The 26,032-nt window shown below is 65.4% G+C and carries 21 protein-coding genes and 2 pseudogenes; 7 read left to right on the top strand and 16 right to left on the bottom strand.

The annotated features are described in order from the left end of the window. Position 1: 1 nt before the first annotated feature. From ACVWY1_RS02510 to ACVWY1_RS02480, 7 genes are all read right to left on the bottom strand, one after another. The gene (locus tag ACVWY1_RS02510) at positions 2–787 is read right to left on the bottom strand and encodes an ABC transporter ATP-binding protein (protein ID WP_431196986.1); all 786 of its coding nucleotides are present in this window, start codon (positions 785–787) and stop codon (positions 2–4) included. Then, positions 784–1,917: an ABC transporter permease gene (locus ACVWY1_RS02505; RefSeq protein ID WP_367857553.1), complete on the bottom strand. Its 1,134-nt coding sequence runs from the start codon at positions 1,915–1,917 to the stop codon at positions 784–786. The genes ACVWY1_RS02510 and ACVWY1_RS02505 overlap by 4 nt, the downstream gene beginning before the upstream one ends. 117 nt (positions 1,918–2,034) lie before the next feature. Next, positions 2,035–3,045, bottom strand: a complete 1,011-nt coding sequence (locus ACVWY1_RS02500; RefSeq protein ID WP_277502362.1) for a DUF5924 family protein — start codon at positions 3,043–3,045, stop codon at positions 2,035–2,037. Positions 3,046–3,181: 136 nt separating this feature from the next. Then, positions 3,182–4,585 carry a M16 family metallopeptidase gene (locus ACVWY1_RS02495; protein ID WP_277502361.1) on the bottom strand — a complete coding sequence of 468 codons (1,404 nt, stop codon included), beginning with the start codon at positions 4,583–4,585 and terminating at the stop codon, positions 3,182–3,184. Positions 4,586–4,616: 31 nt separating this feature from the next. Then, complete coding sequence (locus ACVWY1_RS02490; RefSeq protein ID WP_277502360.1) at positions 4,617–6,275, bottom strand: Na/Pi cotransporter family protein; 1,659 nt, start codon at positions 6,273–6,275, stop codon at positions 4,617–4,619. Between the two features lie 225 nt (positions 6,276–6,500). Further along, positions 6,501–7,271 carry a TerC family protein gene (locus ACVWY1_RS02485; protein ID WP_023629725.1) on the bottom strand — a complete coding sequence of 257 codons (771 nt, stop codon included), beginning with the start codon at positions 7,269–7,271 and terminating at the stop codon, positions 6,501–6,503. A gap of 72 nt (positions 7,272–7,343) precedes the next feature. Next, a complete protein-coding gene (locus ACVWY1_RS02480; RefSeq protein WP_046853643.1) occupies positions 7,344–8,651 on the bottom strand; it encodes a CitMHS family transporter in 1,308 nt (435 codons plus the stop codon). A gap of 268 nt (positions 8,652–8,919) precedes the next feature. On the opposite strand from ACVWY1_RS02480, the gene ACVWY1_RS02475 reads away from it, so the two are divergent. After that, positions 8,920–9,321 carry a GFA family protein gene (locus tag ACVWY1_RS02475; protein ID WP_277502359.1) on the top strand — a complete coding sequence of 134 codons (402 nt, stop codon included), beginning with the start codon at positions 8,920–8,922 and terminating at the stop codon, positions 9,319–9,321. 112 nt (positions 9,322–9,433) lie between these two features. Here the strand turns inward: ACVWY1_RS02475 and ACVWY1_RS02470 are convergent. The 6 genes and pseudogenes from ACVWY1_RS02470 to ACVWY1_RS02445 form a co-directional block, all read right to left on the bottom strand. Further along, positions 9,434–11,389: pseudogene (locus ACVWY1_RS02470) on the bottom strand (DUF7844 domain-containing protein); the annotation flags it as partial. Then, entirely contained in the window at positions 11,386–11,706 is a 321-nt protein-coding gene (locus tag ACVWY1_RS02465; RefSeq protein WP_214500753.1) for a DUF2388 domain-containing protein, read from the bottom strand. The gene ACVWY1_RS02465 and the pseudogene ACVWY1_RS02470, both read right to left, overlap by 4 nt. A gap of 36 nt (positions 11,707–11,742) precedes the next feature. Then, the gene (locus ACVWY1_RS02460; protein ID WP_110697006.1) at positions 11,743–12,036 is read right to left on the bottom strand and encodes a DUF2388 domain-containing protein; all 294 of its coding nucleotides are present in this window, start codon (positions 12,034–12,036) and stop codon (positions 11,743–11,745) included. Between the two features lie 86 nt (positions 12,037–12,122). Then, positions 12,123–12,440 carry a DUF2388 domain-containing protein gene (locus tag ACVWY1_RS02455; RefSeq protein WP_102683036.1) on the bottom strand — a complete coding sequence of 106 codons (318 nt, stop codon included), beginning with the start codon at positions 12,438–12,440 and terminating at the stop codon, positions 12,123–12,125. A gap of 297 nt (positions 12,441–12,737) precedes the next feature. Beyond that, positions 12,738–12,950: a DUF1127 domain-containing protein gene (locus ACVWY1_RS02450; RefSeq protein WP_011531561.1), complete on the bottom strand. Its 213-nt coding sequence runs from the start codon at positions 12,948–12,950 to the stop codon at positions 12,738–12,740. A gap of 353 nt (positions 12,951–13,303) precedes the next feature. Beyond that, the gene (locus ACVWY1_RS02445) at positions 13,304–14,692 is read right to left on the bottom strand and encodes a NorM family multidrug efflux MATE transporter (RefSeq protein WP_214500751.1); all 1,389 of its coding nucleotides are present in this window, start codon (positions 14,690–14,692) and stop codon (positions 13,304–13,306) included. Positions 14,693–14,847: 155 nt separating this feature from the next. Here ACVWY1_RS02445 and ACVWY1_RS02440 point away from each other — a divergent pair, with 155 nt between their 5' ends. The 3 genes and pseudogenes from ACVWY1_RS02440 to ACVWY1_RS02430 all read left to right on the top strand — a co-directional run bounded on the left by ACVWY1_RS02440 (position 14,848) and on the right by ACVWY1_RS02430 (position 17,939). Continuing rightward, entirely contained in the window at positions 14,848–15,777 is a 930-nt protein-coding gene (locus ACVWY1_RS02440) for a LysR substrate-binding domain-containing protein (RefSeq protein ID WP_457377745.1), read from the top strand. A 182-nt stretch (positions 15,778–15,959) separates the two neighbouring features. Further along, positions 15,960–17,072 (top strand): annotated as a pseudogene (locus ACVWY1_RS02435) (Cache 3/Cache 2 fusion domain-containing protein); the annotation flags it as partial. Beyond that, positions 17,070–17,939 (top strand): methyl-accepting chemotaxis protein, encoded by an 870-nt coding sequence (locus tag ACVWY1_RS02430; protein WP_372241264.1) that lies wholly within the window; start codon positions 17,070–17,072, stop codon positions 17,937–17,939. The pseudogene ACVWY1_RS02435 and the gene ACVWY1_RS02430, both read left to right, overlap by 3 nt. A gap of 63 nt (positions 17,940–18,002) precedes the next feature. Here the strand turns inward: ACVWY1_RS02430 and hglS are convergent, their stop codons facing one another. Both hglS and ACVWY1_RS02420 read right to left on the bottom strand, forming a co-directional pair. After that, positions 18,003–19,388, bottom strand: a complete 1,386-nt coding sequence (gene hglS, locus ACVWY1_RS02425) for a 2-oxoadipate dioxygenase/decarboxylase HglS (protein WP_277502353.1) — start codon at positions 19,386–19,388, stop codon at positions 18,003–18,005. Between the two features lie 145 nt (positions 19,389–19,533). Then, the gene (locus ACVWY1_RS02420; protein WP_277502352.1) at positions 19,534–20,433 is read right to left on the bottom strand and encodes a LysR family transcriptional regulator; all 900 of its coding nucleotides are present in this window, start codon (positions 20,431–20,433) and stop codon (positions 19,534–19,536) included. 136 nt (positions 20,434–20,569) lie between these two features. On the opposite strand from ACVWY1_RS02420, the gene amaB reads away from it, so the two are divergent. Continuing rightward, positions 20,570–22,060: an L-piperidine-6-carboxylate dehydrogenase gene (gene amaB, locus ACVWY1_RS02415; protein WP_277502351.1), complete on the top strand. Its 1,491-nt coding sequence runs from the start codon at positions 20,570–20,572 to the stop codon at positions 22,058–22,060. Between the two features lie 128 nt (positions 22,061–22,188). Continuing rightward, positions 22,189–23,475 carry an L-pipecolate oxidase gene (amaA, locus tag ACVWY1_RS02410; protein ID WP_277502350.1) on the top strand — a complete coding sequence of 429 codons (1,287 nt, stop codon included), beginning with the start codon at positions 22,189–22,191 and terminating at the stop codon, positions 23,473–23,475. A 123-nt stretch (positions 23,476–23,598) separates the two neighbouring features. On the opposite strand, the gene ACVWY1_RS02405 is transcribed toward amaA, so the two are convergent. Then, positions 23,599–25,026 (bottom strand): mechanosensitive ion channel domain-containing protein, encoded by a 1,428-nt coding sequence (locus tag ACVWY1_RS02405; protein WP_102683044.1) that lies wholly within the window; start codon positions 25,024–25,026, stop codon positions 23,599–23,601. 273 nt (positions 25,027–25,299) lie between these two features. Here ACVWY1_RS02405 and ycaC point away from each other — a divergent pair, with 273 nt between their 5' ends. Further along, positions 25,300–25,929 carry an isochorismate family cysteine hydrolase YcaC gene (ycaC, locus tag ACVWY1_RS02400; RefSeq protein WP_102683045.1) on the top strand — a complete coding sequence of 210 codons (630 nt, stop codon included), beginning with the start codon at positions 25,300–25,302 and terminating at the stop codon, positions 25,927–25,929. Positions 25,930–26,032: the final 103 nt, after the last annotated feature.

The following is a 26,032-nucleotide window of genomic DNA, read 5'->3' as shown; positions in this document are numbered from 1 at the left end:
TTCAGCGCTCCTGGCGGGCGCGCAGGGCGGCGTTTTCGGCCGCCCGGCCACGCGGGCCGTGAAAATATTCGTGAATCCAGGGATCAACGGTCTGCTCGACCTCGGCCAGGGGCCCGGCTACCAGCACCTTCTTCTGCGACAGCACCGCCACCCGGTCGGTAATGGTGTAGAGCGTGTCCAGGTCGTGGGTGATGAGGAACACCGACAAGCCCAGGGCGTCGCGCAGGGTGAGGATCAACTGGTCGAAGGCGGCGGCGCCGATCGGGTCGAGGCCGGCGGTGGGCTCGTCGAGGAACAGGATGTCCGGGTCCAGGGCCAGGGCTCGGGCCAGGGCAGCGCGCTTGATCATGCCGCCGGACAGCGAGGCCGGGTACTTGTCGGCAGCACTGATCGGCAGCCCGGCCAACGCCAGCTTGACCCCGGCCAGGTGCTCGGCGTCGGCCCGCGACAGCCCGGCATGCTCGATCAGCGGCAGGGCGACATTCTCGGTAACGGTCAGTGAGGAGAACAGCGCGCCCTTCTGGAACAGCACGCCGAAGCGGCGTTCGACCAGCGAGCGCTGGTTTTCGTCGAGCGTGGCCAGGTCCTGGCCGAACACCTTGACCGTGCCTTCATTGGGCCGGCGCAGGCCGACGATGCTGCGCAGCAGCACCGACTTGCCGCTGCCCGAACCGCCGACCACGGCGAGGATCTCACCGCGGTACAGGTCCAGGTCGAGGTTCTCGTGCACGCTCTGGCTGCCGAAGCGGTTGCACAGGCCCCGGGCTTCGATCACCGCTTCAGTCACCAGCCCATCTCCATGAAGAACAGCGCGGCCACCGCGTCCAGCACGATGACCACGAAGATCGATTGCACCACGGCGGAGGTGGTGTGGGCGCCCACCGACTCGGCGCTGCCGCTGACCTTGAAGCCCTCCAGGCAGCCGATGGCGGCGATCAGGAAGGCAAAGAATGGCGCCTTTGCCATGCCCACGAGAAAATGCTGCACGCCGATGTCGCTCTGCAGCAGCGAGAGGAACATGGCAGGCGAGATGTCCAGGGTCAGGGCACAGACCACCGCGCCGCCGATCATGCCGCAGAGCATCGCGACGAAGGTCAGCAATGGCAATGCGATCAACAGTGCAAGCACCCGGGGCACAACCAGCAGCTCGATGGGGTTCAGGCCCAGGGTGCGGATGGCGTCGATCTCTTCGTTGGCCTTCATCGAGCCGATCTGCGCGGTGAACGCGCTGGCGGTGCGCCCGGCCATGAGGATGGCGGTCAGTAGCACGGCGAACTCGCGCAGGAAGGAGAATGCCACCAGGTCGACCGTGAAGATCGTTGCGCCGAAGTCGGCCAGCACCGTAGCGCCAAGGAAGGCCACCACAGCGCCAACCAGAAAGGTCAGCAAGGCGACGATGGGCGCGGCGTCCAGACCGGTCTGCTCGAGGTGCGCGACCACCGGGGTGACCCGCCAGCGATGCGGCTGGAACAGGCGCAGGAACAAGGTCTGCAGGATCAGGCCGATGAAACCCAGCACCTGGGTGGTGTCCTGCCACAGCTGGTCGACGGCGCGGCCGATGCGCGCCAGCAGGAGCAGCAGCACTGGCTGCTCCGGTTCCTTGACCGGGATGCAGTAGTCCTGCACCGAGCAATAGACGTTCTTCAGCAAGGCCCGGCTGGCGTCGGGGAGTTCGTCGCTGCAGCGCGACAGGCGTTCGGAGCCCAGTAGTTCGGCCAGCAGCGAGGCACCGGCGGTGTCCAGGCGGCCCAGCTGGCTGAGGTCGACCTGGGTGTCATCGCCGTACTGGCTGCCCAGGCGCTCGCATTCGCGCTTGAGCTCGGCGTAGTGGGCCAGGGTCCAGTCGCCGACGATGCGCAGGCGGGTGGGCTGCTGCTGGGTGTCCAGGGTAGCGCTCGGGGCGGTCATAGGCTCCATGCATCTGACTGGTGAATCGGCGATTCAGATCATAGCCCATCACGGGGCAAGCCCGCTCGCACCAGAATCATGGCGTGGGAGCGGCGGTGCGCCGATGCGACTTGCCCGGCGATCTTGTCAGGAGTCGACCACCCTGAACCGCAACACCCCGATCACCTGCCCGTCCTCGGTCAGCACCCTCACCTGCCACTTGCCCACGGGATTCGGTGGGAAGTTCTGCTTGTGGGTCCAGGCGCGGTAGCCCTCCTTGCGCCCGCCGTGGATGTCCAGGGCGATGCGGTCGACCTCTTTGCCGTCAAGCTGCCACACATGGTAGATGCGCTCGTTCAGGCCGCGCGGCGCGTTGATGGCGGTATAGGCGTACAACCCACCGCTGCGGATGCGACTGGCGGCCACTTCGTCCAGCGAGGCGCCCGGCTGACGGTTGAGCACTTCGGTACTGATCGCCACGTCGGTCATCCACAGCGTGGCCGGCGGCACCCAGGAGCGCAGCAGCCAGCCGCCGCCGCCCACCGCCAGGGTCACCAGCACCAGGGCCACGCCTCGGCGCCAGTTGTTGATCGGGAAGCTGCTGGCCAGGCTCGGGAACGACAGCGCCATGGCGGCGATCAGTGCCAGCTTGAAACTTTGCGCGGTAGTCAGATGCAGGATGATCGGCAGCGCCGTGAGCATGGCCGCGAACAGCGTCAGGGTATGCAGCGCCAGGAACAGCCAGCGCCGCGGCGCCAGCCACTTGTGGTACAGCGGGTCGATGATCGAGATCAGCCCCGCGGCACCGAGCAGGCCGGTGAACACCAGCTGGCCGCTGTTCCAAGTGGTGGTGATGAAGAAGAACGGCAGGACGAAGAACAGGCTTTCCTGGTGAATCATCTGCGTCGCGAAGCGCAGCAGCGGTTGTGGGATCTCGCGCTTGAAGGTGCGGGCGAACAGTTCGGTGAGGGTGTTCTCCAGCATCAGCCAGACCCAGCTGACCAGCATCGCAATGGCGATCCATCTGGCCAGGCCGGCCTGGCGGTCGACCAGGATGAAGCTGCCGATCCCCGAGACGAAGCCGTAGAGCGCAATGATGCCGGGGTAGCGCTTGAGCAGCTCGATGATGCGCAGGATGAAGCTGGGGATTGGGGGCATGGGGCAAGCAACAGGGAGCGGTGGATGGCTGTGCCAGCTTCATCGCGGGGCAAGCCCGCTCCCACGCAAGAGTCGGCGTGGGAGCGGGCTTGCCCCGCGATGAGCGCTAGCGAACGGCTTACAGGATACCGCCGAATCAAGGCGCCCGTGTAGCACCGCTGGGCTTGGTGTGTGGCCGACGGCGACGGATCAACCCGACCGCCAGTATCAGCCCCAACAACAACGCCACCAGCCCATACAACTCGTCATAGCCCAGCAACGGCTTCTCGATACGCAGGTAACCAGGCTCCTTGAGCAGCTCGCGCAGCGCCGCATCGGCCTGTTTCAGGCTGACCTGGCGAAGTTCTCGCACCGGGTCGGTGAAGCGCCCGTCCTCGTAGGCGTTGAGCGCCCCCCAGTAGTAGTCGGCGAGCGCCGCGTTGCCCTGGGTGGTCCAGCTCTCCCGGGCAATCGCTGCCTCCTTGATGCGGGCGAAGGTGTCCGGGTCCAGGCCATGCTTGCGCAGGTGGTCGAACAACTGCTCGAGTACCTTGAGTGCCTTGTCGAGGTCCTGGCGCTCGAGGTCGGCATTCAGGCTGAGCAGCCCGCTGTCGCCAAAGCTCTCGCGTTGCGCCGATGGCCCGTATGACAGCCCGTGGCGCAGGCGCAACTGGTCGTACAGCGCCCAGTCCAGGTAGCGCGACAGCAGCTCGAGGGTCTGGTCGTGCCCCTCCTCCAGGGTCGGCTCGATGAACAGCCAGTGCAGCTTGACGTTGTCGCCCAGCCAGCCGCGGGTCAGGTCGCGACGCGGCTCGGCCTGCTGGCTGATACTTTCGAGGTTGCGGCGTTCTTCGGGCTCGGTCGCCGGCAGCTCGCCGAAGGTGCGTTCCAGATAGGCCGGCAGCAGGCGGTCGAGGCCGCCGACGACGATCAGCGACATGTTGTTGGCCACATACCAGTGCTCGCGCAACTGCTGGACCTGCTCCAGTGTCATGTCGTCGAGGTTGGAGCGTTCCGGGCATTTCAGGCCCATCTCGGTAGCCAGCTGGTCACTGGCTGGGTGGCCGATGTCCTGGCGGTCCAGCCAGCGCTGCAGGCGGCCGTAATGGCCACCGTCCTCGCGCTCGATGATCTTTTTCGCGGTGGCCAGCGCCTTGGCGTCGATTTGGGTATCGCGGACCACCGCCAGCAGCAGGTCGAGCACCTTGCGCTGGTTGCGCGCCGGGGCCTCGATGACGAAGGTGGTGTCGGCGCTGCTGGTAAAGGCGTTCCACTCCCCGCCCAGGGCCTGGATACGCTCCTCCAGGCCGCCCTCGCCCGTCTCGTCGATACCGCTGAACAGCAGGTGCTCGAGCAGGTGTGGCAGCTCGCGCTGGTCACAGTCGAAGTCGTCCAGGCCCACGCCCACTACCAGGCGGATCGACACATGATCACGCTCGTAGCCGGACTTGAGGATTACCTGCAGGCCGTTGGGCAGCAGGTAGCCCTCGACCCGCGAGCGGTCGAGGGCGAGCGTGGGCAGGCTGCAGATCAGCAGGCAAACGAACAACAGGCAACGCATAGGCGAGCTTCGGTCTCCGGGGTGTCGTGGCTCAAGGCTGGCGGGCTTCGTCCGGCACGCTGTCGAGCATCAGCCCGCCGGTATCGGTGCCGCCCAGTACCACATAGGCACTGCTGCAGAACAAAGAGTTCAAACGCTTCATGTCGGCAATGAGCTCCAAGTGTAGCGAACTGGTCTCGATACTCTGCACCACTTTACGTTGCAGGCGGCTGACATGGGCGTGGGCCAGGCGCCGCTCCTGGGCGCGGAAGCGACGTTTCTCGCGCAGCAACTGGTGCGCGCTCTGCGGGTCGGCGCTGAGGAACACCGACAGGCCCAGGCGCAGGTTGGCCAGCAATTGCTCCTGCAGGCCGGTCAACTCCTCCAGGCCGACCTGGGAAAACTCCCGGCGCTGCGAGGTCTTCTGCTGCTGCACCTTGCGCAGCATGCGCTCGATCAGGTCGCTGGCCAGCTTGAGGTTGATCGCCACCTCGATGATCTCTGCCCAGCGCCGGTTTTCCTGTTCGGCGAGGTCTTCACGGGGCATCTGCGCCAGGTACAGCTTGATGGCGTTGTACAGTGCCTCGGCATCCTCCCCGAGGGCCCGAACCTGTTGCGGCAAGGCCGTCTGGGTACCGCGCAGGGCGCCGAGCATGGCCTCGAGCAGGCTGTCGACGATATCGCCCAGGCGCAGGGTCTCGCGCACGGCGTTGACCAGCGCCAGGCTGGGGGTGTTCAACGCGGTCGGGTCCAGGTGGCGTGGCTGGTGGTGGCCATTGCCGTTGTCGCGTTCGGGCAGCAGGTAGCCGCACAGGCGGCCCATGGGGTTGACCGTCGGCAGCATCAGCAGGCAGCGCAAGGTGTTGTAGAGCAGGTGGAAGCCGATCACCAGCTCCTGCGGGCTGAAACTCAGGCTGTCCATCCAGGCCACCAGCGGGTGCAGCACCGGGATGATCAGCAGCAGGCCGATCACCTTGTACAACAGGCTGCCCAGCGCCACCCGGCGCCCGGCGCTGTTCTGCAGGCTGGTGGTAAGGAAGGCGAGCAGGCCGCTGCCGATGTTGGCGCCGATCACCAGGCCGATGGCCACCGGCAGGCTGATTACCTCGGCGCCCGCCAGGGTGGCGGTGAGCAGCACGGCGGCCAGACTGGAGTAGGAGATCATGGCGAACAGCGCGCCGATCAGGGCATCGAGGAGGATATCGCCGGTGAGCGAGGCGAACAGCACCTTCACCCCTTGGGCGTGGGTGATCGGCGCGGCGGCGTGGACGATCAGCTGCAGCGCCAGGATGATCAGGCCCAGGCCGATACCGACGCGGCCCAGCTGGCCGGCGCGGGTCTGCTTGCGCGAGAGGAAGAAGATCACCCCGAGGAAGATCAGCAGCGGCGACAGCCAGGACAGGTCGAAGGTCAGCACCCGCGCCATCAGCGCGGTCCCGACGTCGGCGCCGAGCATGATCGCCAGGGCCGGGGTCATGGCCATCAGGCCCTGGCCGACGAACGAGGTGACCAGCATGGCGGTGGCGTTGCTGCTCTGCACCATGGCGGTGACCAGGATACCGGCGATGAAGGCCAGCGGGCGCTTGTTCATGTTCTGCCCGAGCACGCGGCGCAGGTTCGAGCCATAGACCCGCAGGATGCCGGTACGCACGATATGGGTGCCCCACACCAGCAACGCCACGGCGGAGAGCAGATTGAGCAGGGTCAGCATGGTCGGGCCCCCTTTTCTTCTATGCCCCTGGGCGGGGCCAATGGGTGCAGCGGTGAGCCTGGCCCGGGGGTGGGCTGTTTTTTCCAGTGCTCACTGAAGCTTTAGTTGTTTTGCCTGGCTGGCGCCAGCTTGGCATGGGTGAAACGTATTTGAAACATGCTCTGGCCTCATCGTCGGCAACAAAAAAGGCCCCGAAGGGCCCTTTTGCTACCGCGCTTCCTGGGTTTATTGACCCGGGATGTCCTTGCGCAGTTTCACTGGATCGTGTTCCTTGCCCTTCTTGCGTGCCATCGCCGTGCGCATGCGGATGTTGATCGCCTCCACCGCCAGCGAGAAAGCCATGGCGAAGTAGACATAGCCCTTGGGCACATGCACATCGAAGGACTCGGCGATCAACACCGTACCGACGACGATCAGGAACGAAAGTGCGAGCATCTTCAGCGACGGATGCTTGTCGATGAAATCGCTGATGGTGCCGGCGCAGAGCATCATCACCAGCACGGCGACGATGATCGCGGCGATCATCACCGGCACGTGGGAGACCATGCCCACCGCGGTGATCACCGAGTCCAGCGAGAACACGATGTCGATGATGGCGATCTGGATGATGGTGTAGAAGAACTTGCCGCCCGCGCCTTTCGGCTCGTCGGGGTTCTCGTCCTCGCCTTCCAGGCCGTGGTAGATCTCCTGGGAGCTTTTCCACAGGAGGAACAGGCCGCCGAAGAACAGGATCAGGTCGCGCCCGGAGATACCCTCGCCCAGCACATGGAACAGGTCGTCGGTCAGGCGCATGACCCAGGTGATCGACAGCAGCAGCATGATCCGCGTGACCATGGCCAGGGCCAGGCCGAAGATCCGCGTGCGCGGTTGCATGTGCTTGGGCATGCGGCTGACCAGGATCGAGATCATGATGATGTTGTCGATCCCGAGCACGATCTCAAGCGCGGTGAGGGTGAAAAAGGCAACCCAGATTTCCGGGCTGGTCAGCCATTCCATGTGTATTCCTTCGAGCGGTAAAGGCAAAGCGCCCTGATGGCGGGCGCTTTGCGGTTGGATGAGGCGCTTGTATTACAGACTGCTGAACAGTGGGAAAGTCCCCAGTGCCAGTGCGCCGAACATTATGCACAGGCACACCAGCACTGCCCACTTGAGGGTGAAGCGCTGGTGATCGCCGAACTCGATGCCGGCCAGGGCCACCAGCAGGTAGGTGGAGGGTACCAGCGGGCTGAGCAGGTGTACCGGCTGCCCGACGATCGACGCGCGGGCCATTTCCACCGGGGTGACGCCGTAGTGGCTGGCGAACTCCGAGAGTACCGGCAGCACGCCGTAGTAGAAGGCGTCGTTGGACATGAAGAAGGTGAACGGCATGCTGACCAGTGCGGTGATCACCGCCATGTAGGGGCCGAACGCTTCCGGGATCACCGCCAGCAGGCTCTTGGACATGGCATCGACCATGCCGGTACCCGACAGAATACCGGTGAAGATGCCCGCGGCGAAGATCAGCCCGCTCACGGCCAGCACGCTGGAGGCGTGGGCGGCGATGCGGTCCTTCTGCTGCTGCAGGCACGGGTAGTTGACGATCATGGCGATGCTGAAGGCGATCATGAACAGCACCGGCAGGGGCAGCACGCCGGCGATCAGCGCGACCATCAGCGCGGCGGTCAGGGCGCCGTTGAACCACAGCAGCTTGGGCCGGCGGGCTTCCGGGAACTGCGACACGCTGATTTCGCTGTGGTCGATGTCGTCGGTCGGCAGGTGCAGTTCACCGAGGCGGGCACGTTCGCGCAGGCCGTACCAGTAGGCGATGGCGAGGATCGCCAGTACACCGAAGGCCATGGCCGGGATCATCGGCACGAAGATGTCAGAAGGGTCCACGTGCAGGGCGCTGGCGGCGCGCGCGGTAGGGCCGCCCCATGGGGTCATGTTCATCACCCCGCCAGCGAGGATGATCAGGCCGGCCATGATCCGCGGGCTCATCCCCAGGCGGCTGTACATCGGCAGCATGGCGGCGCAGCAGATCATGTAGGTGGTGGCGCCGTCACCGTCCAGGGACACCACCAGGGCCAGCACCGCGGTGCCGACCGAAACTTTCAGCGGGTCGCCCTTGACCAGCTTGAGGATCTTGCGCACGGCTGGGTCGAACAGGCCGGAGTCGATCATCAAGGCGAAGTAGAGAATGGCGAACATCAGCATCACGCCAGTGGGCGCGAGCTTGCTGATGCCCTGCAGCATCATCGGGCCGATGTCGCTGTAGAAGCCGCCGAACAGGGCGAACAGGATCGGTACCAGGATCAGCGCGATCAAGGCCGACAGGCGCTTGGTCATGATCAGGTACATGAAGGTGATGACCATGGCGAAGCCGAGGAAGGTCAGCATGGCGGTACTCCAGGCGTGGCGCGGCGAAAGGAAGGACGATTCGGGCGGATCAGCGCGTCAGGCGCTGCGCGAGGAGCAGGCGGAGGGGGACTGCGAAAAGGCGGGCACAGGAAAACATCAGAATCACCATTGTTGTTGTTGATTGGGCCGGGCGTGGAAGTTTCCGGGTGCCCTGGCTGACCGGTCTGCTGCCGGTGGTGGCGCTATCCTATGTGGGCAAGCTTTCAGCCAGCTTTCGCCCGGTGCAAGGCGACGGGAGGTCATTTCGATGGTGGATGTCGTGGAAGGCGGGTGCCATTGCGGTGCCCTGCGTTATCGCTTGTCGGGCGCCCTGGGCGATGTCGCCCATTGCCATTGCTCGATCTGCCGGCGGGTCAGCGGGGGCACTCTGGTGACCTGGGTCACCCTGCCCTTCGAGGCTTTCCAGTGGTTGGCGGGCTCACCGCAGCGCTACATGGCGCCGGAAACCTGTAGCCGTTATTTCTGTGGCAGTTGTGGGGCGCACGTGGCGCTGGTGACGGCCCATAGCCCGGATTCGATCGATGTGACCGTGGCGACGCTGGATCACCCGGAGCGGGTGCCGGCCAATCGGCATATCTGGGTGGGGAGCCGGTTGCCATGGTTGCGGGTGGATCAGGGGTTGCCGGAGGAAGACGAGGAAAACCTGTAGGGCATTGTGCTGCCTCTTCTGGCCCTATCGCCGGCAAGCCGGCTCCCACAGGGTTTTGCGATACCAGTGGGGGCCGGCGTGGCGGCGGGAGAGGCGGTCCGGGCGGGTTCATGGGCCGCGGCGACCCCCCCGCCCCCCGGGGCAACGCCCGCAGGTGCTCGCCCACCTGCTTGATATTGGCCTCCACCGCCTTGATTTCCCTGCCCCGCTCGGGCCCCAGCAGCGCCCTGACCTGCTGGTCGAGGTCGGTGCTCAGGCGCAGCAGCTGCGCCTGGCGCTCGCTGCTCACCTGTTCCAGTTGCTTGCGCTCTTCCGGCTGCGGCAGGCCGTAGCCCCCTGCCCCGAGCAGCTCCGCCGGGCGGCTGAGGAAGCCGCTGTTGGCCAGCATCGCCTGCAAGGTCTCGTTGGCCTTGTCGAAACTGCCGTCCTTGAGTGCCCGCCCGTTCAGGTAGCGTTGCTTGACCTCATCCTGGGCCAGCAGCAGCTGGCGCCGCAGCCCGGCCTGTTCGAGCAGCAGCAAGGCCGCGCTGGTGCGCAGGTCGGCGCGCTCGAACCACTGGCGGCGCTGCTCGGCGTCCAGCGCCAACCAGTCTTCCACCGTCGTCTGTTTGATTGGCAGCTGCTTGCGCAACACCTCGAACATCGCCTGGTAGCGGTCGCGGTAAGAGTCGAAGCGATAGCCCAGGCGCAGGGCTTCGCGTGGATCGTCGAGCACGCTGGTATTGGCCAGCCCCCTGCCCTTCATGACCTCGAGCAGGCCGTTGGGCATGATGCTGTCCAGGTCATTCAGGCGTGGATTGCCGGTGCCGCTGCGCAGCAGCTTGAGCGACTCCACCGCGCAGTTGTTGGACAGGAAGTAGTAGTTGCCGTCGTAGCTCCAGTGCATCTCGGCGGCCTGGCGCACCAGGTTCTCGATCTCGGTGCGGCTGAGCTTGAGCGGCACCGAGACCAGGCTGCGCAGCTCGGTCTTGGTGTACTCGTCGATCACCTGTCCCAACGGCAGCACGAACAGCCGCGACGGGTAGGCGCCGACCAGGCCGTCCCAGCTGGACAGCTGCACATCATTGACGAAGGCGCGGTATGACAGCACCAGGCTCTGGTCGAGGTCCAGGCGACAGGCCGGCCCGCGTGGGCGGCCCGGGGCGCAGATCACCAGGCGCAGCATGCTGTGGCCCCAGCGGCTGACCCAGTTCTGGTTGGCTTCTGCCAGCAGGTAGTCGACCTCGTAGACCCGCTCCGGGTCGATCTCGCCCAAGGGTTGGCGGGCAAAGTCGTTGCCGGCGTTGAGGAACGGCAGGCCCTTGGCGCAGACATCTTGTTGCGGCGCCCAGGCAAAGTGGTCGCGCAGGTACTGGTTCAGTGCCGGCCGGCGGCAGCCGTAGCTGGGATCGAGGAGGAAGTACTCCATGTTGACCGCGACGAATTCCTTCGGGCTGCTCAGCTCGTAGGGGTCCGGGCTGCGCACCAGCTGGCCGTTGTGCTGCTCGCGCTCGCCGCGCCGGCCGACGTACTGCGGCCAGCCGGCCAGGTCCAGCAGGCGCGGGTCGTCGCTCAAGGTGAAGCGGCGTTCGGCCTGGCCGCGACAGTCCTGCGGCAGGCCGACTTTGCCAAGCGCGCCCTGCTGGCGCTTGCAGCGGCTGATCAGCTGGCGCTCAGCCTCCGGCCATAGGCGGGCGCGGTCATAGATGTGGGTCAGCTCGTGGAGCACGGTGGCGAGCAGTTCTTCGCGGACCGTGCCATGGGGGCGGTTGGTCTTCTCGCGGGCGGCGCTGCCGTCAACGAGGCCCGGCAGCAGGCGCCGGTTGAGATCCAGGCTGGCGACCGGCGAGGCCTGGCCATAGGCATCCTCGGGCATGCGTGTGGTCCAGCTGACCAGGATCTGCCGGTCGAGTTGCTGCTTGAAGCGCGGTGGCAGCTTGGCCATGGCTTCGTCGAGCAGCAGTTGGCTGGCTTGCCGTTGCGAAGGGTCAAGGCCGTCGGTCTGCAGCACGAGCTGCAGATCGGCCAGGGCGGGCGTGCCAAGCAGCGTCAGGGCGCAGCCCAGCAGCCAGGCACGCATGCGCTTCACAGGGCGAGGATGGCTTCGGCCAGCACCTGGTCGCTGGCGTCGCGGGCTTCGGGCACACGGGCGCGCAAGGTGTCGAAGGCGGCTTCGAGCTGCGCGCCGCGGATGTCGCCATTGCTGGCGACGAAGCTGGCGGCGTCGTCGTGGGCTTCACGCACCACTTTCGAGTCGCGGATCGAGGTAGTGGTGTCGGAGGTGAAGTCGATCGACCGGCCAAAGGCGCGGACGATGATGTTGCTGGTGGCCACCAGGGTTTGTGCGTGGGCCAGGTCGGCGAGCAGCAGCATGCCGAGGGTGGCGGCGATCAGCGGTTTACGCATGGAGCATCTCCGGAAATACAAGGGAGCGGGTAGTAGTTATTGGACGAGAATCGCCTCGGCCAGTTCACGGTCACCGACAGAGTGCCGGGCGCAGCCTTGGCGCAGGGCGTCGAACGCCGCCTCCAGGCGGGCGCCACGGATCAGGCCGTCGCTGGCGACGAACACGGCGGCATCGTCACGGGCCGCGACGATCCGTTTGCGGTCGAAGGGGGCGGCAGTCACCTGGCTGGTGACGTAGCCCGTGATGACCAGGCTCTGGGTGGTGGCATCCATCGCCTGGGCGCTGTTCATGCAGGCCAGGGCGACAAAGGAAAGCAGTAGGTAACGCATGGGCTTTGAAGTGGCGATTGTCTCGGGCTGCGAAGGCTACCCCGGATGCACGGCTCGGGGCCAGTGAATCCGGGGCAAGGGCAAGGTCAGATGGCGAGGATGGCGCGCGCCAGCTGCGCATCGCTGGCTTGCAGGGCCGGCAACTGCTGGCGGATGTGCACGAATGCGCTTTCCAGCTTGGCGCCGCGGATGGCGCCATCGCTGCCGACGAAGCTGGCGGCATCGTCACGGGCGGCCTTGACGATCTTGTCGTCGCGGAACGAGGAGGAGATATCGGACGTGGCATCGGTCGAGGCGGCTACGGCGCCGACGACGGCATCGGTGGTGACGACGAAGCTGGTGGCGTGGGCGGCACCGGTGAGGGACAGCAGCAAGGCGGCGCCAATCAGGTGATAACGGGACATGTTGGTGGACTCCTGCACAGGGTCAAGGTTGGTTCTGGTTATCGGACGCTCGCTTGGCTCGTCACGGTACTTTATATGCCAGGCGCGTAAGACAAGCGTAACACGCGGCGGTTCTGACGCCGGGGCGCGAAAAACAGATCAAATCGTAACTGTATCTATAGAATTTGAGTTTTATAAAACTGTTGCGGTTGCCTGTGCAAGTGCTCTACTGCGCGGCTTAAAACAAAAAACCCGCCGCAGTTGCCTGCGGCGGGTTCTTGAGAATTCACGGTGCCGGCCTGGGCCGGCGGCCGGCGCTTAGCGCCAGAAAGGCTTGCTCAGCTCTTCGTAGCGCTGCGACTCGCTGATACCGGCGTCGGCCAGCAGGCGGGAGTCCAGGCGCGCCAGTTGGCGGCGGCTGGCCATGCGGCGCTGCCACAGTACCAGGGTGGACAGGACGCGCAGCGGCAGGGCGGCGTTGGAAGCTTGGGCGTTTTCGAAAACCAGGTCGGAACTGAGGGTACGTTCCATGATGTGTCATCCTTCCGCTTGTGGCGGCATTAGGGAGTGATTTAACTGGTGCCCATCTTCCTCCTCTCTCGTCCAGAACAATAGGTACAGTTCAGGTGTATTGTGATGGGCCAGTTAACTGTTGAAAGCGACTGTTGCACCGGTTATTGAGGGAACTGTACTGGTGCGCACTTTTTTGGTGCGGTTATGTGGTGTTGGCAGGGAAATGATCGGCAGGAAGTGAGGTATATAGCAGTACAGTAGTACAGTTTTAGATGGATGCTGACTTCAAAGTGTTCAGCGATACAGTTGCGGCGCTTGTGAAATCGAGCGCCGCCCGCGCGGCGATGGCGCGCGCAGCGGCTCCGGGGGGCTCAGACCGACAATGCTGCCCGCCGTGCACGCTCAGCCTTGCCCAGCAGCCGCTTCATCCGCCATTCGAAGCCGAACGTCAGCGCCACCGCTGCGCAGGCCAGACCCAGGGCCAGCCCCCACCAGATACCCTGTGCACCGCCACCGAAGGTGAAGGCGAACAGCCAGGCACTTGGCGCACCCACAAGCCAGTAGCACACCAGGCCGATCAGGAAGGTGGTCTTGGCGTCCTTCAGGCCGCGGATCGAGCCCATGGCAATGGTCTGCACGCCATCGAACAGTTCGAACCACGCCGCCACCATCACCAATTGCACGGCCAGCATGAAGATCGCGGCGAAGGCCGGGTCGTTGCGGTCGATGAACAGCCCGACCAGGGCATCCGGCAGCAACCAGAACAGTGCCGCGAAGGCGAACATCAGCGATGCGCCAAAACCAATGCCCACGCGCCCGGCGCTACGGGCCGCCAGCAAGTTGCCGGCGCCGTAATAAAGGCCGACGCGCATGGTCACCGCATATGAAAGGCCCGTCGGCACCATGAACGCGGTGGAGACGATCTGCAGGGCGATCTGGTGCGCCGCCAGCTCCGTGCTGCCGAGCACGCCCATGCACAGGGCGGCAAAGGCGAACAGACCAACTTCGACCATATAGGTGCCGCCGATCGGCAGGCCCAGCCGCCACAGCTCGCGCAGTGCCGACAGGGAAGGGCGCAGCAGGCCCTTGCGCAGCGGGTAGGCGGCATAGGCCTTGTGCCAGCGGATATACAGTGCGAGCGCGATGGCCATGCCCAGGGTCACCACCGCCGTGACCAGGCCAATACCCATCAGCCCCAGCTTGGGCAGGCCGAACATGCCTTCGATCAGGGCGTGGTTGAACAGGTAGTTGAACACCGTGCCTACCAGGCTGATGACCATCACCGGCGTGGAGTGGCCCAGGGCACTGGTAAAACCGCGCAGGGCCATGAAAGTCATGTAACCGGGGAGGGCAAGCGGCAGCAGGGTCAGCAACTGCATCGCCGAGTCGACGTTCTCCGGCTTCTGGCCGAACAACAGCAGCACCGGCTTGAGGTTCCACATCACCAGTGCCGAGACCAGCGCCAGGCCCCAGGCCAGCCACAGGCCACTCTGCGCCAGGCGGGTGACGCCCTCGATGTCGTTGGCGCCCTTGCGGATGGCCACCAGCGTGCCGACCGCGGCAATCACGCCCAGGCAGAAGATCGACACGAACGAGTAGCTCGCCGCGCCCAGGCCACCGCCGGCCAGGGCCTGCGGGCTGATGCGGGCCATCATCAGGGTGTCGGTGAGCACCATCAGCATGTGCGCCAACTGCGAGGCGATCAGCGGCCCGGCCAGGCGCAGCAAAGCCTTGAGTTCGGTGGTGGGCGCGACGTGCATGGGGGCGGTCCTTCTTGATGATTCTGGAAGCGAGCCGTCGATTCTGAGGCTTCGGTCAGCTTTGCACAAAAGGATAAATGCGATCGGTGTCATGAGTCTGACTCATGCCTGTATGATCATTGGCACCGATCCAGCTCCCGTATGACAGGTGCGCCATGATTCGCCAACTGCCTCCGCTTTATGCGTTGCGCGCATTTGAAGCCGCTGCTCGGCTGAGCTCGTTCACCCGTGCCGGGGAAGAGCTGGCGATTACCCAGAGCGCGGTGAGCCGGCATATCCGCACCCTGGAGGAGCATTTCGCCTGCCGCCTGTTCGTGCGCAATGGCCGCAGCCTGCAGCTGACCGAAGCCGCGCGCATGCTGCTGCCTGGTGTGCGTGATGGTTTTGCTTCCCTGGAGCGGGCTTGCGAAACCTTGCGTGGCGAAGATGACTTCCTGCGCATGAAGGCCCCTTCGACCCTGACCATGCGCTGGCTGCTGGCGCGCCTGAGTCGCTTCCGCCATCTGCAGCCCGGCAATGAGGTGCAACTCACCAGTGCCTGGATGGATGTCGACCATGTCGACTTCAACCAGGAGCCGTTCGACTGTGCAGTGCTGCTCAGCGATGGCAGCTTCCCGGCGGACTGGGAAGTGCGCCGGTTGTTCTCCGAGTTGCTGATTCCGGTAGGTGCGCCGGACCTGCTCGATGATGCGCCTTGGGACGAGCGGCGCCTGGCCGGTATCGAGCTGCTGCATCCCACGCCGGACAAGCGCGACTGGCGGGCTTGGCTGGCGCGCATGGGCCTGACCGACAAGATCTCGCTCAAGGGTGGGCAGGTGTTCGACACCTTGGAGCTGGGCATGATCGCCGCCGCGCGGGGCTACGGAATCTCCATGGGCGACCTGCTGATGGTGGCCGAGGATGTGGCGCAGCGGCGGTTGAGCCTGCCCTGGCCGACTGCGGTAGCCAGCGGCATGGACTACTACCTGGTGTGGCCACGGACCCGGCCGGGCGGGGAGCGGTTGCGCCGGCTCAGTGTGTTTTTGCAGGAGGAGGCGGCGGCGATGGATTTGCCGGCTGTGCAAATCCTGTCGGCACAGGGCTGACAACCTCTCTGAGGCCACGGCAAGAAAACGTTTGCGAATATCCCGGTCCCGCACTCAAGTATTTCCTACAGACGCCGATCAACTTGCACCAGCGTCCCGGAAGAGGACGCGATTCCCCGTCGATATGCAGCGGGCGGTCAGCGTGATCAGGACGATCCCGGCCTCTTGCCAGGAGCCTTGCCATGTCTCAACCGCGTGCCCGAATCGCCTCGCAGCTCGGGATTGCCCTCGCCATCGTGCTGGCGCTGGTGATCACCGGTAGCACCCTGTTCGCCCTGCGTTCGCTGGACGACGCCAACCTCACCACGCGCCAAGCGCACCTGGCCAGCGAGGCGCGGCTGCTGGCCGATCAGCTCGATACCTTCCACGGTTCGCTAAAGGACAATACCCAGCGCCTGAGCGGCCTGTTCGAGCGGCGGTTCGCCAGCGGACTGGCGCTGCACGCGGGGGAAACGGTCAACGTCGCAGGTGCCGCGACGCCTGCGCTGTACCTGGGTGACCACCTGTTGAACAACGATTTCCACCAGGTCGACGAGTTCCAGCAGATGACGGCCGGTGTTGCGACCCTGTTCGTGCGCAGCGGTGACGACTTCGTGCGCATCAGCACCAGCCTGACCAAGCAGGACGGCAGCCGCGCCATCGGCACCCAGCTCGACCGCCAGCACCCGGCCTATCCGAAACTGATAGCCGGGCAGACCTACGTCGGCCGCGCCGTGCTGTTCGAGCGCAACTACATGACCCGCTATGTGCCGGTGCGCGATAGCGGTGGCCGGGTGATCGCAGTGCTGTTTGTGGGCTTCGACTACACCGACGCGCAGAACGCCCAGTTCGCCAACCTCAAGCGCTTCCGCATCGGCCAGACCGGTTCGCTGGCGTTGCTGGACGAGCAGGGCAAGTGGCTGGTGCCGCCGGCCGAGGTGCGCGACGGCGAGGCGGCGGCCCAGGCGGTCAAGGCGATCAAACCGGGGGCAGGGCAGTTCTGGGCCGGTGCCGGCGAGCCTTTGTTCAGCGTCACCGAGCCGTTCGTCGAGGGGCCGTGGACCGTGGTGGCAAGCATGCCCGAGGGCGAGATCCGCGAAGTGACCTGGAGCGTCGGCCTGCGCCTGGCCATCGGCAGCGTACTGGCGATGCTGCTGGCCGTGGCCGCCACCCTCTGGCTGCTGCGCCGCAAACTGCGCCCGCTGGGCGACCTGGTGCGCCAGGCCGAAGCCCTCGGCGCTGGCGACTTGAATGCCCGCCTGAGCGTCACCAGCCATGACGAGATCGGCCAGCTCGCCCGCAGCTTCAACCAGATGGGCGATGCCCTGGCGACCATGGTCGAGCATATCCGTGCCGCCTCCGACCAGGTCAGTGGCCGCGCCCGCTCGCTGTCGGGCTTGTCGTCCGGGGCCTGCGAGGGCATGGACCAGCAGTCCGGCGAGATCACCAGCATGGCCGGTGCGGTGGAGGAGTTCAGTGCCACCTCGATGAACATTGCCGACAACATGGCCGGGACCGAGCGCATGGCCCGCGATAACGCGCAGCAGACCCGTATCGGTCGCAGCGCCATGGACGAAGCCTCGGTTTCCCTGCGGCAGATCGCCGAGGCATTGGGCGGTACTGCCAGTGTGATGGACACCTTGGGCGCTCGCTCGCAGGAGATCGGCGGCATTGTCGGCGTGATCACCTCGATTGCCGAGCAGACCAACCTGCTGGCGCTCAATGCCGCCATCGAAGCGGCTCGGGCTGGCGAGCAGGGCCGTGGTTTCGCCGTGGTCGCCGATGAGGTCCGCGGCCTGGCCGCGCGCACCCGCCAGGCCACCGACGAGATCTCGGGCATGATCGCCAGCATCCAGCAGCAGACCGGCCATGCCATCAGCACGCTGGAGCAGGGCAACCAGCTGATGCAGGAAGGCCTGGCGCGCAACGACAAGGTGGCCGAAGCCCTGGCGCGCATCGATGAGCAGAGCCGGGTGGCGGGCGAGCAGTTCGCCGTGATCAGCACCGCGACCCAGGAGCAGAGCAGCACCGCGACGGTGCTCAGCCGCAACCTGCAGAGCATCGCCCAGGCCAACAGCGAACAGCGCGATGTGGCCAATGAACTGGCCATGACGGCCCGCGAGCTGGAAGGACTGGCGGGGCAGTTGCGCCAGGAAGTGGATCGGTTCCGAGTGGGCCGCTAAAACTTTCGCGGGGCAAGCCCGCTCCCACCGACCCTGTGGGAGCGGGCTTGCCCGCGATGACGTTTACAGGGCCGACAGCCCCAACGCCTGCGCACACGCTTGCAATGAGCGGCGCTCGCTCTGGGCATACAACGCCAGTTCGTCCTGCACCATCAGCCCCAGCGCTGCCTCGAAGGCATCCCGATTGGCATTGCTGCCATAGTCGACCTGGCCATCATCCCCCAGGTTGGACTGGAAGATCCCCGCCGCACTCACCGGCAGGAAGTCCTCGTACACCAGCGCCTCGTAATGCACATGCCCGGCGTCGATCAGCCCTTGCAAGGTAGTGGGGCGGCCGGGCTGCCCGCGTGCCGCCAGCCCCTTGTCGGTAGCGAAATAGCGGAAGTAGGCCAGCCCTTGTTCGCGCATCTGCCCCAGGTCGTCCGGAAACTCGGCGAAATGCTCGGCGAGCAGGCTCATGTAGCGTTCGGCATTGGCCTCGGCGGACACGCCTCCCAGGGCCGCGCGGGTCGCGTCCAGCAGGCGGTCGTACAGCTGGCGCCCCTTGGGCGTCAGCGCTGCGCCGCGTTGTTCGATCTCGCCGAAGCGCGCCGTGTGACTGCCCTGGGCATCGCTGAAAGCGACCTTTTCCTGTAGCGCCTTGAAGCTGGTCTGGCGTAGCAGGATCGGCTGGCGGCGGGTGGGTGGCCCTTCGACCACGGCCTTGGGTGGAATGCCCTTGGCTGGCATGCCGAGCTGGATGGCGTCGATGTCCAGGGTGCGCGGGGTCAGGTGGTTGATGTGGGGGCCTTTGAACGCCACCACGTCAGCGATCAGGCGGTGCTGGTCGTGCAGTTGCTGGTACTGGTCGGCGGTAACGGTGGCGTCCTGGTGCCAGCGGAAGGTGTGCAGCGCTTCCTGGACGAAGGTCTCGGCATCGCTCGCGTTCAGGCCACCATCGCGTTCGCATTGGGCGATCAGTTCCAGCACACGGGCGGTGAAGATCTGCCGCTTGTCGAGAATGCCCTGGGCCAGTGTGCGCAGTTGCGGGTTGTCGATCAGTTCCAGGCGCAGCAGCGAAGTGAACACGCGGAACGGGCTGACATGCAGCGACTGTTCGTGCACGGCACGGAACGCAGTGGAGTGCACCGGTACGCCGGCCGAGCTCAGGTCGTAATAGCCGACCGGCGCCATGCCCATGACCGCGAACAGGCGGGCGATGGTGGCGAGCTCCTCGGCGGTGCCCACGCGGATGGCGCCATGGCGCTCCTGGTCGAGACGTTCGATCTCGCCGGTCCAGCGTAAGGCCTCGGCCACCTTGGGTTGCGCAGCCATGACCTGCCGGTTGGTTTCGCTCACCAGTTCAAGCAGCGTGCCGTACAGGGGAACTTCCTGCTTGTACATGAGCGACATGGCGGCAGAGAACTGCGCACGGATGCTGTCGGGGCTGACGAAATCATGGGCGGGCATCGCAAGCTTCCTGGGTGAGTGGAGGACACTTACATGAAAGCTGGGAATGGAGATGCCGTACAAGCGAAAAAAAGTGCGGGTTTCATTCCTTTTCTTATCGATCTTGACGCCCCTATCGCGGCGCAAGCCTGCTCTCACGACGGCGTCAGTGGTGGCGCCGCTGGATCTGCTCGGCAACCCACTCCACCAACGCCCGCACCTTTGGCACCTCCGCCGCATGCTCGGCATACGCCAGGTAATGCGCGCCATTGCTTTTCATCGCATAGTCCCAGGCCAGCACCAAGCTGCCCTCAGCCAGCTCTTTGGCCACCAGGTAACTGGGCACCAACGCCACCCCGCATCCGGCCTGCGCCGCGCTCAAGGCCATGTAGAAGGTGTCGAAGCGCGGCCCATGGTAGCTGTTGTCGGTATGCAGCCCCTGCTCCAGGAACCATTCGTGCCACGCCTGCGGTCGCGAGGTGCTCTGCAGCAGCACCAGCTCCGCCACCGCGCCGGCGTCAGGCAGCGTGCGCCCTTGCAACAGCTCCGGCGCGCACACCGGCACCACTTCTTCGCCGAACAGCTCGATGCAGGTCGCCCCGGGCCAGGTGCCCTGGCCATAGAAGAACACCACGTCGGCCGAGCCCTGCAGCAGGGCGAACGGTTCCATCTCGTTGCGGATGTCCAGGTGCAGGTTCGGGTGGCGCTTGCCGAAGCCCTTGAGGTGCGGGATCAGCCAGCGCACGCCGAAACTCGGTTGAGTGGCTACCTTCAACACTTCGGTCTGCGAGCCGTAGCTCAGGACATAGCGGCTGGACATGTCCACCTGGGTGAGGATCTTGTTCACTTCGGCCAGGTACAGGCTGCCGGCCGGCGTCAGTTGCAGGCGGCGGCGGATGCGCAGGAACAGGTGATGGCGCAGCATTTCCTCGAGCTGCGCCACTTGCTTGCTTACCGCGCTCTGCGTCAGGTGTAGTTCCTCGGCGGCGCGGGTGAAGCTCAGGTGACGGGCTGCGGCCTCGAAGCACTGCAGGGCGGTCATGGACGGTACCAGGCGTTTGGACATAAGCGGTCTCGGCGGCTGAAATCATTACCTGGTGGAATGATATGCGGAATAAAGGTCGTTTGTTGCACCCGAGTAATCGGATTAATACTGACCCACGATATTTTCAACCCCTTCACCCGATGTAAGGAGAAGCACGATGGTTGCTGGATTGCTCGAGCGCCTTGGCGTTGCCGCTGCGGCTCACACCCAGGGCGATTACCCTGTCCATACCCCCATCGACGGCAGCCAGATCGCCTCGGTGAAGCTGCTCGGCAAGGCCGACACGGTTGCCCGCATCGACCAGGCGCAACAGGCCTTCGAAGCCTGGCGCAGCGTGCCGGCCCCTCGCCGTGGCGAGCTGGTGCGCCTGTTCGGCGAAGTGCTGCGCGAGCACAAGGCCGACCTCGGCGAGCTGGTGTCCATCGAAGCAGGCAAGATCACCCAGGAAGGCCTGGGTGAAGTGCAGGAAATGATCGATATCTGCGACTTCGCCGTCGGCCTGTCGCGCCAGCTGTACGGCCTGACCATCGCCTCCGAGCGCCCGGGCCACCATATGCGTGAAACCTGGCACCCGCTGGGTGTGGTCGGGGTGATCAGCGCCTTCAACTTCCCGGTCGCGGTGTGGGCGTGGAACACCGCGCTGGCGCTGGTGGCGGGTAACGCCGTGGTGTGGAAGCCGTCCGAGAAGACCCCACTCACTGCGTTGGCGTGCCAGGCGCTGTTCGACAAAGCCCTGAAAGCCTTCGGCGACGCCCCGGCAGGTGTGGCGCAACTGGTGATTGGTGGTCGCGACGCCGGCGAAGCCCTGGTCGACGATTCACGCGTGGCGTTGGTCAGTGCCACCGGCAGCACCCGCATGGGCCGCGAAGTGGGCCCGCGTGTAGCGGCGCGTTTCGGCCGCAGCATCCTCGAGCTGGGTGGCAACAACGCCATGATCCTGGCCCCGAGCGCCGACCTCGACCTGGCCGTGCGCGGCATCCTGTTCTCTGCCGTCGGCACCGCCGGCCAGCGCTGCACCACCCTGCGCCGCCTGATCGTGCACCGCTCGATCAAGGACGACGTGGTCGCCCGTGTCAAAGCCGCCTACGGCAAGGTGCGCATCGGTGACCCTCGCAAGGACAACCTGGTCGGCCCGCTGATCGACAAGCAGTCGTTCGATGCCATGCAGGGTGCGCTGGCCAAGGCCCGCGACGAAGGCGGGCAGGTATTCGGTGGCGAACGCCAGCTCGCCGAGCAGTACCCGAACGCCTACTACGTGTCGCCGGCCATTGCCGAGATGCCGGCCCAGAGCGAGGTGGTGCGCCACGAGACCTTTGCGCCGATTCTCTACGTGCTGGCCTACGACGACTTCGACGAGGCCCTGCGCCTGAACAACGAAGTGCCGCAAGGCCTGTCGTCGTGCATCTTCACCACCGACCTGCGCGAGGCCGAACGTTTCCAGAGCGCTTCGGGCAGCGACTGCGGCATCGCCAACGTCAACATCGGCACCAGCGGCGCGGAGATCGGCGGGGCGTTCGGTGGCGAGAAGGAAACCGGCGGTGGCCGTGAGTCTGGTTCGGATGCCTGGAAAGGCTACATGCGTCGCCAGACCAATACCGTGAACTACTCTCGCGAACTGCCACTGGCGCAAGGGATCGTGTTCGACTGATGATCGTCGCGGGGGCTTTGCCCCCGTTTCGCCGGCAAGCCGGCTCCCACAGCGACCGCGTCGATCTCTGTGGGAGCCGGCTTGCCGGCGATGGGCCGCAACAAGAATAAAATCTGCTGGAGCCGGTCATGTCCGAACTGCGTCAAGAATGCTTGTGGGAACACATCACCCAGCCGACCGTTGCCGCCCAGGCCCTGGCCGGTGAGCTCAAGGCCGATGTCTGCGTGATCGGCGGCGGCATCACCGGCCTGTCGGCGGCTATCCATCTGCTGGAGCAGGGCAAGACGGTGATCCTGCTGGAGGCCTGGAAAATCGGCCATGGCGGCTCCGGGCGCAACGTCGGTTTGGTCAACGCCGGCACCTGGATCCGCCCCGACGACGTCGAGGCCACCCTCGGGCACAAGCAGGGTAGCCGCCTGAACAAGGTGCTCGGCGAGGCGCCGGGCGAAGTGTTCGCCATGATCGAGCGCCTGGGTATCGACTGCCAGGCCCGGCATCAGGGCACGCTGCACATGGCACACAATGCCACCGGCATCGCCGACCTCGAAGCCCGCCACCAGCAGTGGACCCGGCGCGGCGCCGACGTCGAGCTGCTGACCGGCGCGCAATGCCAGGAATACTGCGGTACCGACAAGATTTCCGCCGCGCTGCTCGACCGCCGCGCGGGTACCATCAACCCCATGGGATATACCCAGGGCCTCGCCGCTGCCGTGAGCCGGCTGGGCGGCAAGCTGTTCCAGCAGTCCGCGGTTGAAGGCCTGGAGCGCGACGGCGATGCCTGGCGGGTGAAAACGGCGCGCGGCGCGGTGCGCGCCGACAAGGTGGTGATCTCTACCGGCGCCTACACCGAAGGCGACTGGAGCAATTTGCAGAAGCACTTCTTCCGCGGCTACTACTACCAGGTCGCTTCCAAGCCGTTGCACGGCGCCGCCGCCGACCAGGTCCTGCCCCATGGGCAGGGTTCGTGGGACACCCGCACCGTGCTCAGCAGCATCCGCCGCGACGAGCAGGGCCGGTTGCTGCTCGGCAGCCTTGGCCGAGTCGACAACAAGCCAGACTGGTTCGTGCGCAGCTGGGCCGACCGCATCCAGAGCCACTACTACCCGGCGTTGGGCAAGGTCGAATGGGAGATGCACTGGACCGGCTGCATCGATTTCACTCCGGACCACCTGATGCGCCTGTTCGAACCCGCACCGGGGCTGGTGGCGGTGACCGGCTACAACGGTCGCGGCAACACCACCGGCACGGTGATCGGCCGGGCATTCGCCGAGTTCTTGCTCAAGGACGACCCGGACAGCTTGCCGATTCCGTTCTCGCCGATGAAGCCGGTGAGCGCGCCATCGTTGCGCACGGCGTTCTACGAGTCGGGGTTCTCGCTGTATCACGCCGGGCAGTGCCTGCGGGTGGTGCTGTAGTTCCTGTGCCGGCCTCATCGCTGGCAAGTCGCGGCGGCGAACCGCAGCTCCCACAGGCTTTTGCGCGTACCCTGTGGGAGCCGGCTTGCCGGCGATAGGGCCCGTGCGAGCGACGAAGCTCGGTCATTTGTGCAACCAGCTGAGGAAGCCACCCTTCTTCACCACCGCCGGCTTCTGCAACAACAGTGACTCGCGCTTCTGCCGCCGGAACCGCTGCAGTTTGGTCAGTGCCGACTTCACATCGCCGCTCTCGGCCAGGCAACCGCGCACCTGTTCCTTGTCGATGCGATACAGCATGCAGCCACTGAGGGCGCGAAACTCGACAGGCGAGGCCTCGTCATCCACCAGGCCCTCGAGCCCCAGCACCTCGCCAGGCCCCATGCGGCCACCTTCGATAAGCCGCTCGCCGTCGCGCACCGACGCCAGCACCACGCCGCGGCTGATCAGCAGCACATGTTCCGAGCGCTCGCCGATGTCGAGGATCACCTGGTCAGCGAGGTATTCCACCGTGGTCATGCGCTGGCTCAGGGCGTCGCGCTCTTCGTTGCTCAGCGAGCGGAACACCCGCACCTCGTCCAGCAGCTCGCGCTGGCGGCTGCGCACCGGGGCGCCCTGCTCGGAGTTCCAGGTCACGCCGCTGGCTTCAAGGTGGCGGTGGGCCAGGTCGAACAACTGGTTGCGCACTTCGGTCTTGCGCGACATCTCGGCGATGAAGCCGCTGGCTTCGTACTCCACTGACTCAAGTGTCGAAGCCTTCACCGTGACCTTGGGCGCCGGCTTGTCCAGCAGGATGCTGGTGCCTTGCAGGCTCTTCTCCAGTGCATCGAACACCCGTTGCGGGCGCACCTTGGCCGGCACCACGACGCTGATCGACACCCCGTGCACTTCGGCCGGGCGGCTGAAGTTGAGGATCTTGGCCTTGGCTGCCACCGAGTTGGGGATCACCGCCAGGCTGCTGTTGCCTGTGATCAGGCGGGTGGCCCGCCAGTCGATATCAACCACCTTGCCCTCGGTACCGTCGATCGAGATCGAGTCGCCGATCTGGTAGGGCCGCGTGGTGTTCAGCACGATGCCCGAGAACACGTCGGCCAGCGTGCTCTGCAACGCAAGGCCGATGACGATGGCCATGACCCCTGAGGTGGCCAGCAGCCCCTTGACCGGCAGTTGCATCACATAGGCCGCCGCAGCCACCACTGCGGCGAGGAAGATCAACGCCCCGAGCACATCCTGCAGCAGGCGCCCGCCGTGGCTGCCGCGGGCCACCAGCAACTGGCCGAACACCACGGTCACCGTGCGCGCGCCGAACAGCCACCAGCCGATCGCCAGCACCGTGGCCATCAGGTTGCGTGACACGTCGTCGGCCCAGGGTGGCGGTTGCAGCGGGCTCATGCCGGCCGTCAGCAACACCGCGCTGAACAACAGGAAGATCACCAGCCGTGTGGCGATGCGCCAGACCCTGTGCTGCAGCGGGATCAACTGCCAGAGCAACACGTCGAGGAAGATCAGCAAGGTGCCGAGCAACAGCGGGTACGACTGGATGAACGCCAGCATGGTGGTCTCGGTGCGGGGGAGGGCTGTCCGTAGTAATAGAGCAGCTTGAGGTGCCAGGCAATGGGGGCAACGCCGTCCCTGTGGGAGCCGCGGTTCGCCGCTGCGACTTGCCGGCGATGAGGCCGGTGCAGCCAATGCCGCTGCATCGTTCATAAAACAGAACGCTAAAGCCAAATTTCGCTATCTACCGCTACAAAGGTCCTGGTTTTAATCTTCTCCCATCAACGCGAAACACCCAACCCACTGAAGATCGAAACCCAAGGAGCACCGGCAATGAACAACTTCAAATACAACCGCCTGAACAAAGACGACGCCGCCGTACTGCTGGTCGACCACCAGGCCGGCCTGCTGTCCCTGGTCCGCGACATCGAGCCGGACCGCTTCAAGAACAACGTGCTGGCCCTGGCCGACCTGGCCAAGTACTTCAATCTGCCGACCATCCTCACCACCAGCTTCGAGCAAGGCCCCAACGGCCCGCTGGTGCCGGAGCTCAAGGAGCTGTTCCCGGAAGCCCCATACATCGCCCGCCCCGGCCAGATCAACGCCTGGGACAACGAAGATTTCGTCAAGGCGGTGAAGGCCACCGGCAAGAAGCAACTGATCATCGCCGGCGTGGTGACCGAAGTCTGCGTGGCCTTCCCGGCCCTGGCGGCCCTTGAAGAAGAGTTCGATGTGTTCGTGGTCACCGACGCCTCCGGCACCTTCAACGAAATGACCCGCGACGCCGCCCACGACCGCATGAGCCAGGCCGGTGCCCAGCTGATGACCTGGTTCGGCGTGGCCTGTGAGCTGCACCGCGACTGGCGCAACGATGTCGAAGGGCTGGCGGCGCTGTTCTCCAACCACATCCCTGATTACCGCAACCTGATCACCAGCTACAACGCCCTGACCGCCGGCAAGTAAGCCGCCGACAGCCTGGCACCCGCGAGGTGCCAGGCAAGGCAGCACACTCATCCAATCCAGCGCTCGTCTGCCGTTGCACAGTGGTTACAGGCCAGCTCACCTC

This window comes from Pseudomonas sp. TE6288, assembly GCF_054062095.1.
The sequence above is the reverse complement of the archived record's forward strand: the minus strand, read 5'-3'. Positions and strand labels throughout refer to the sequence as shown.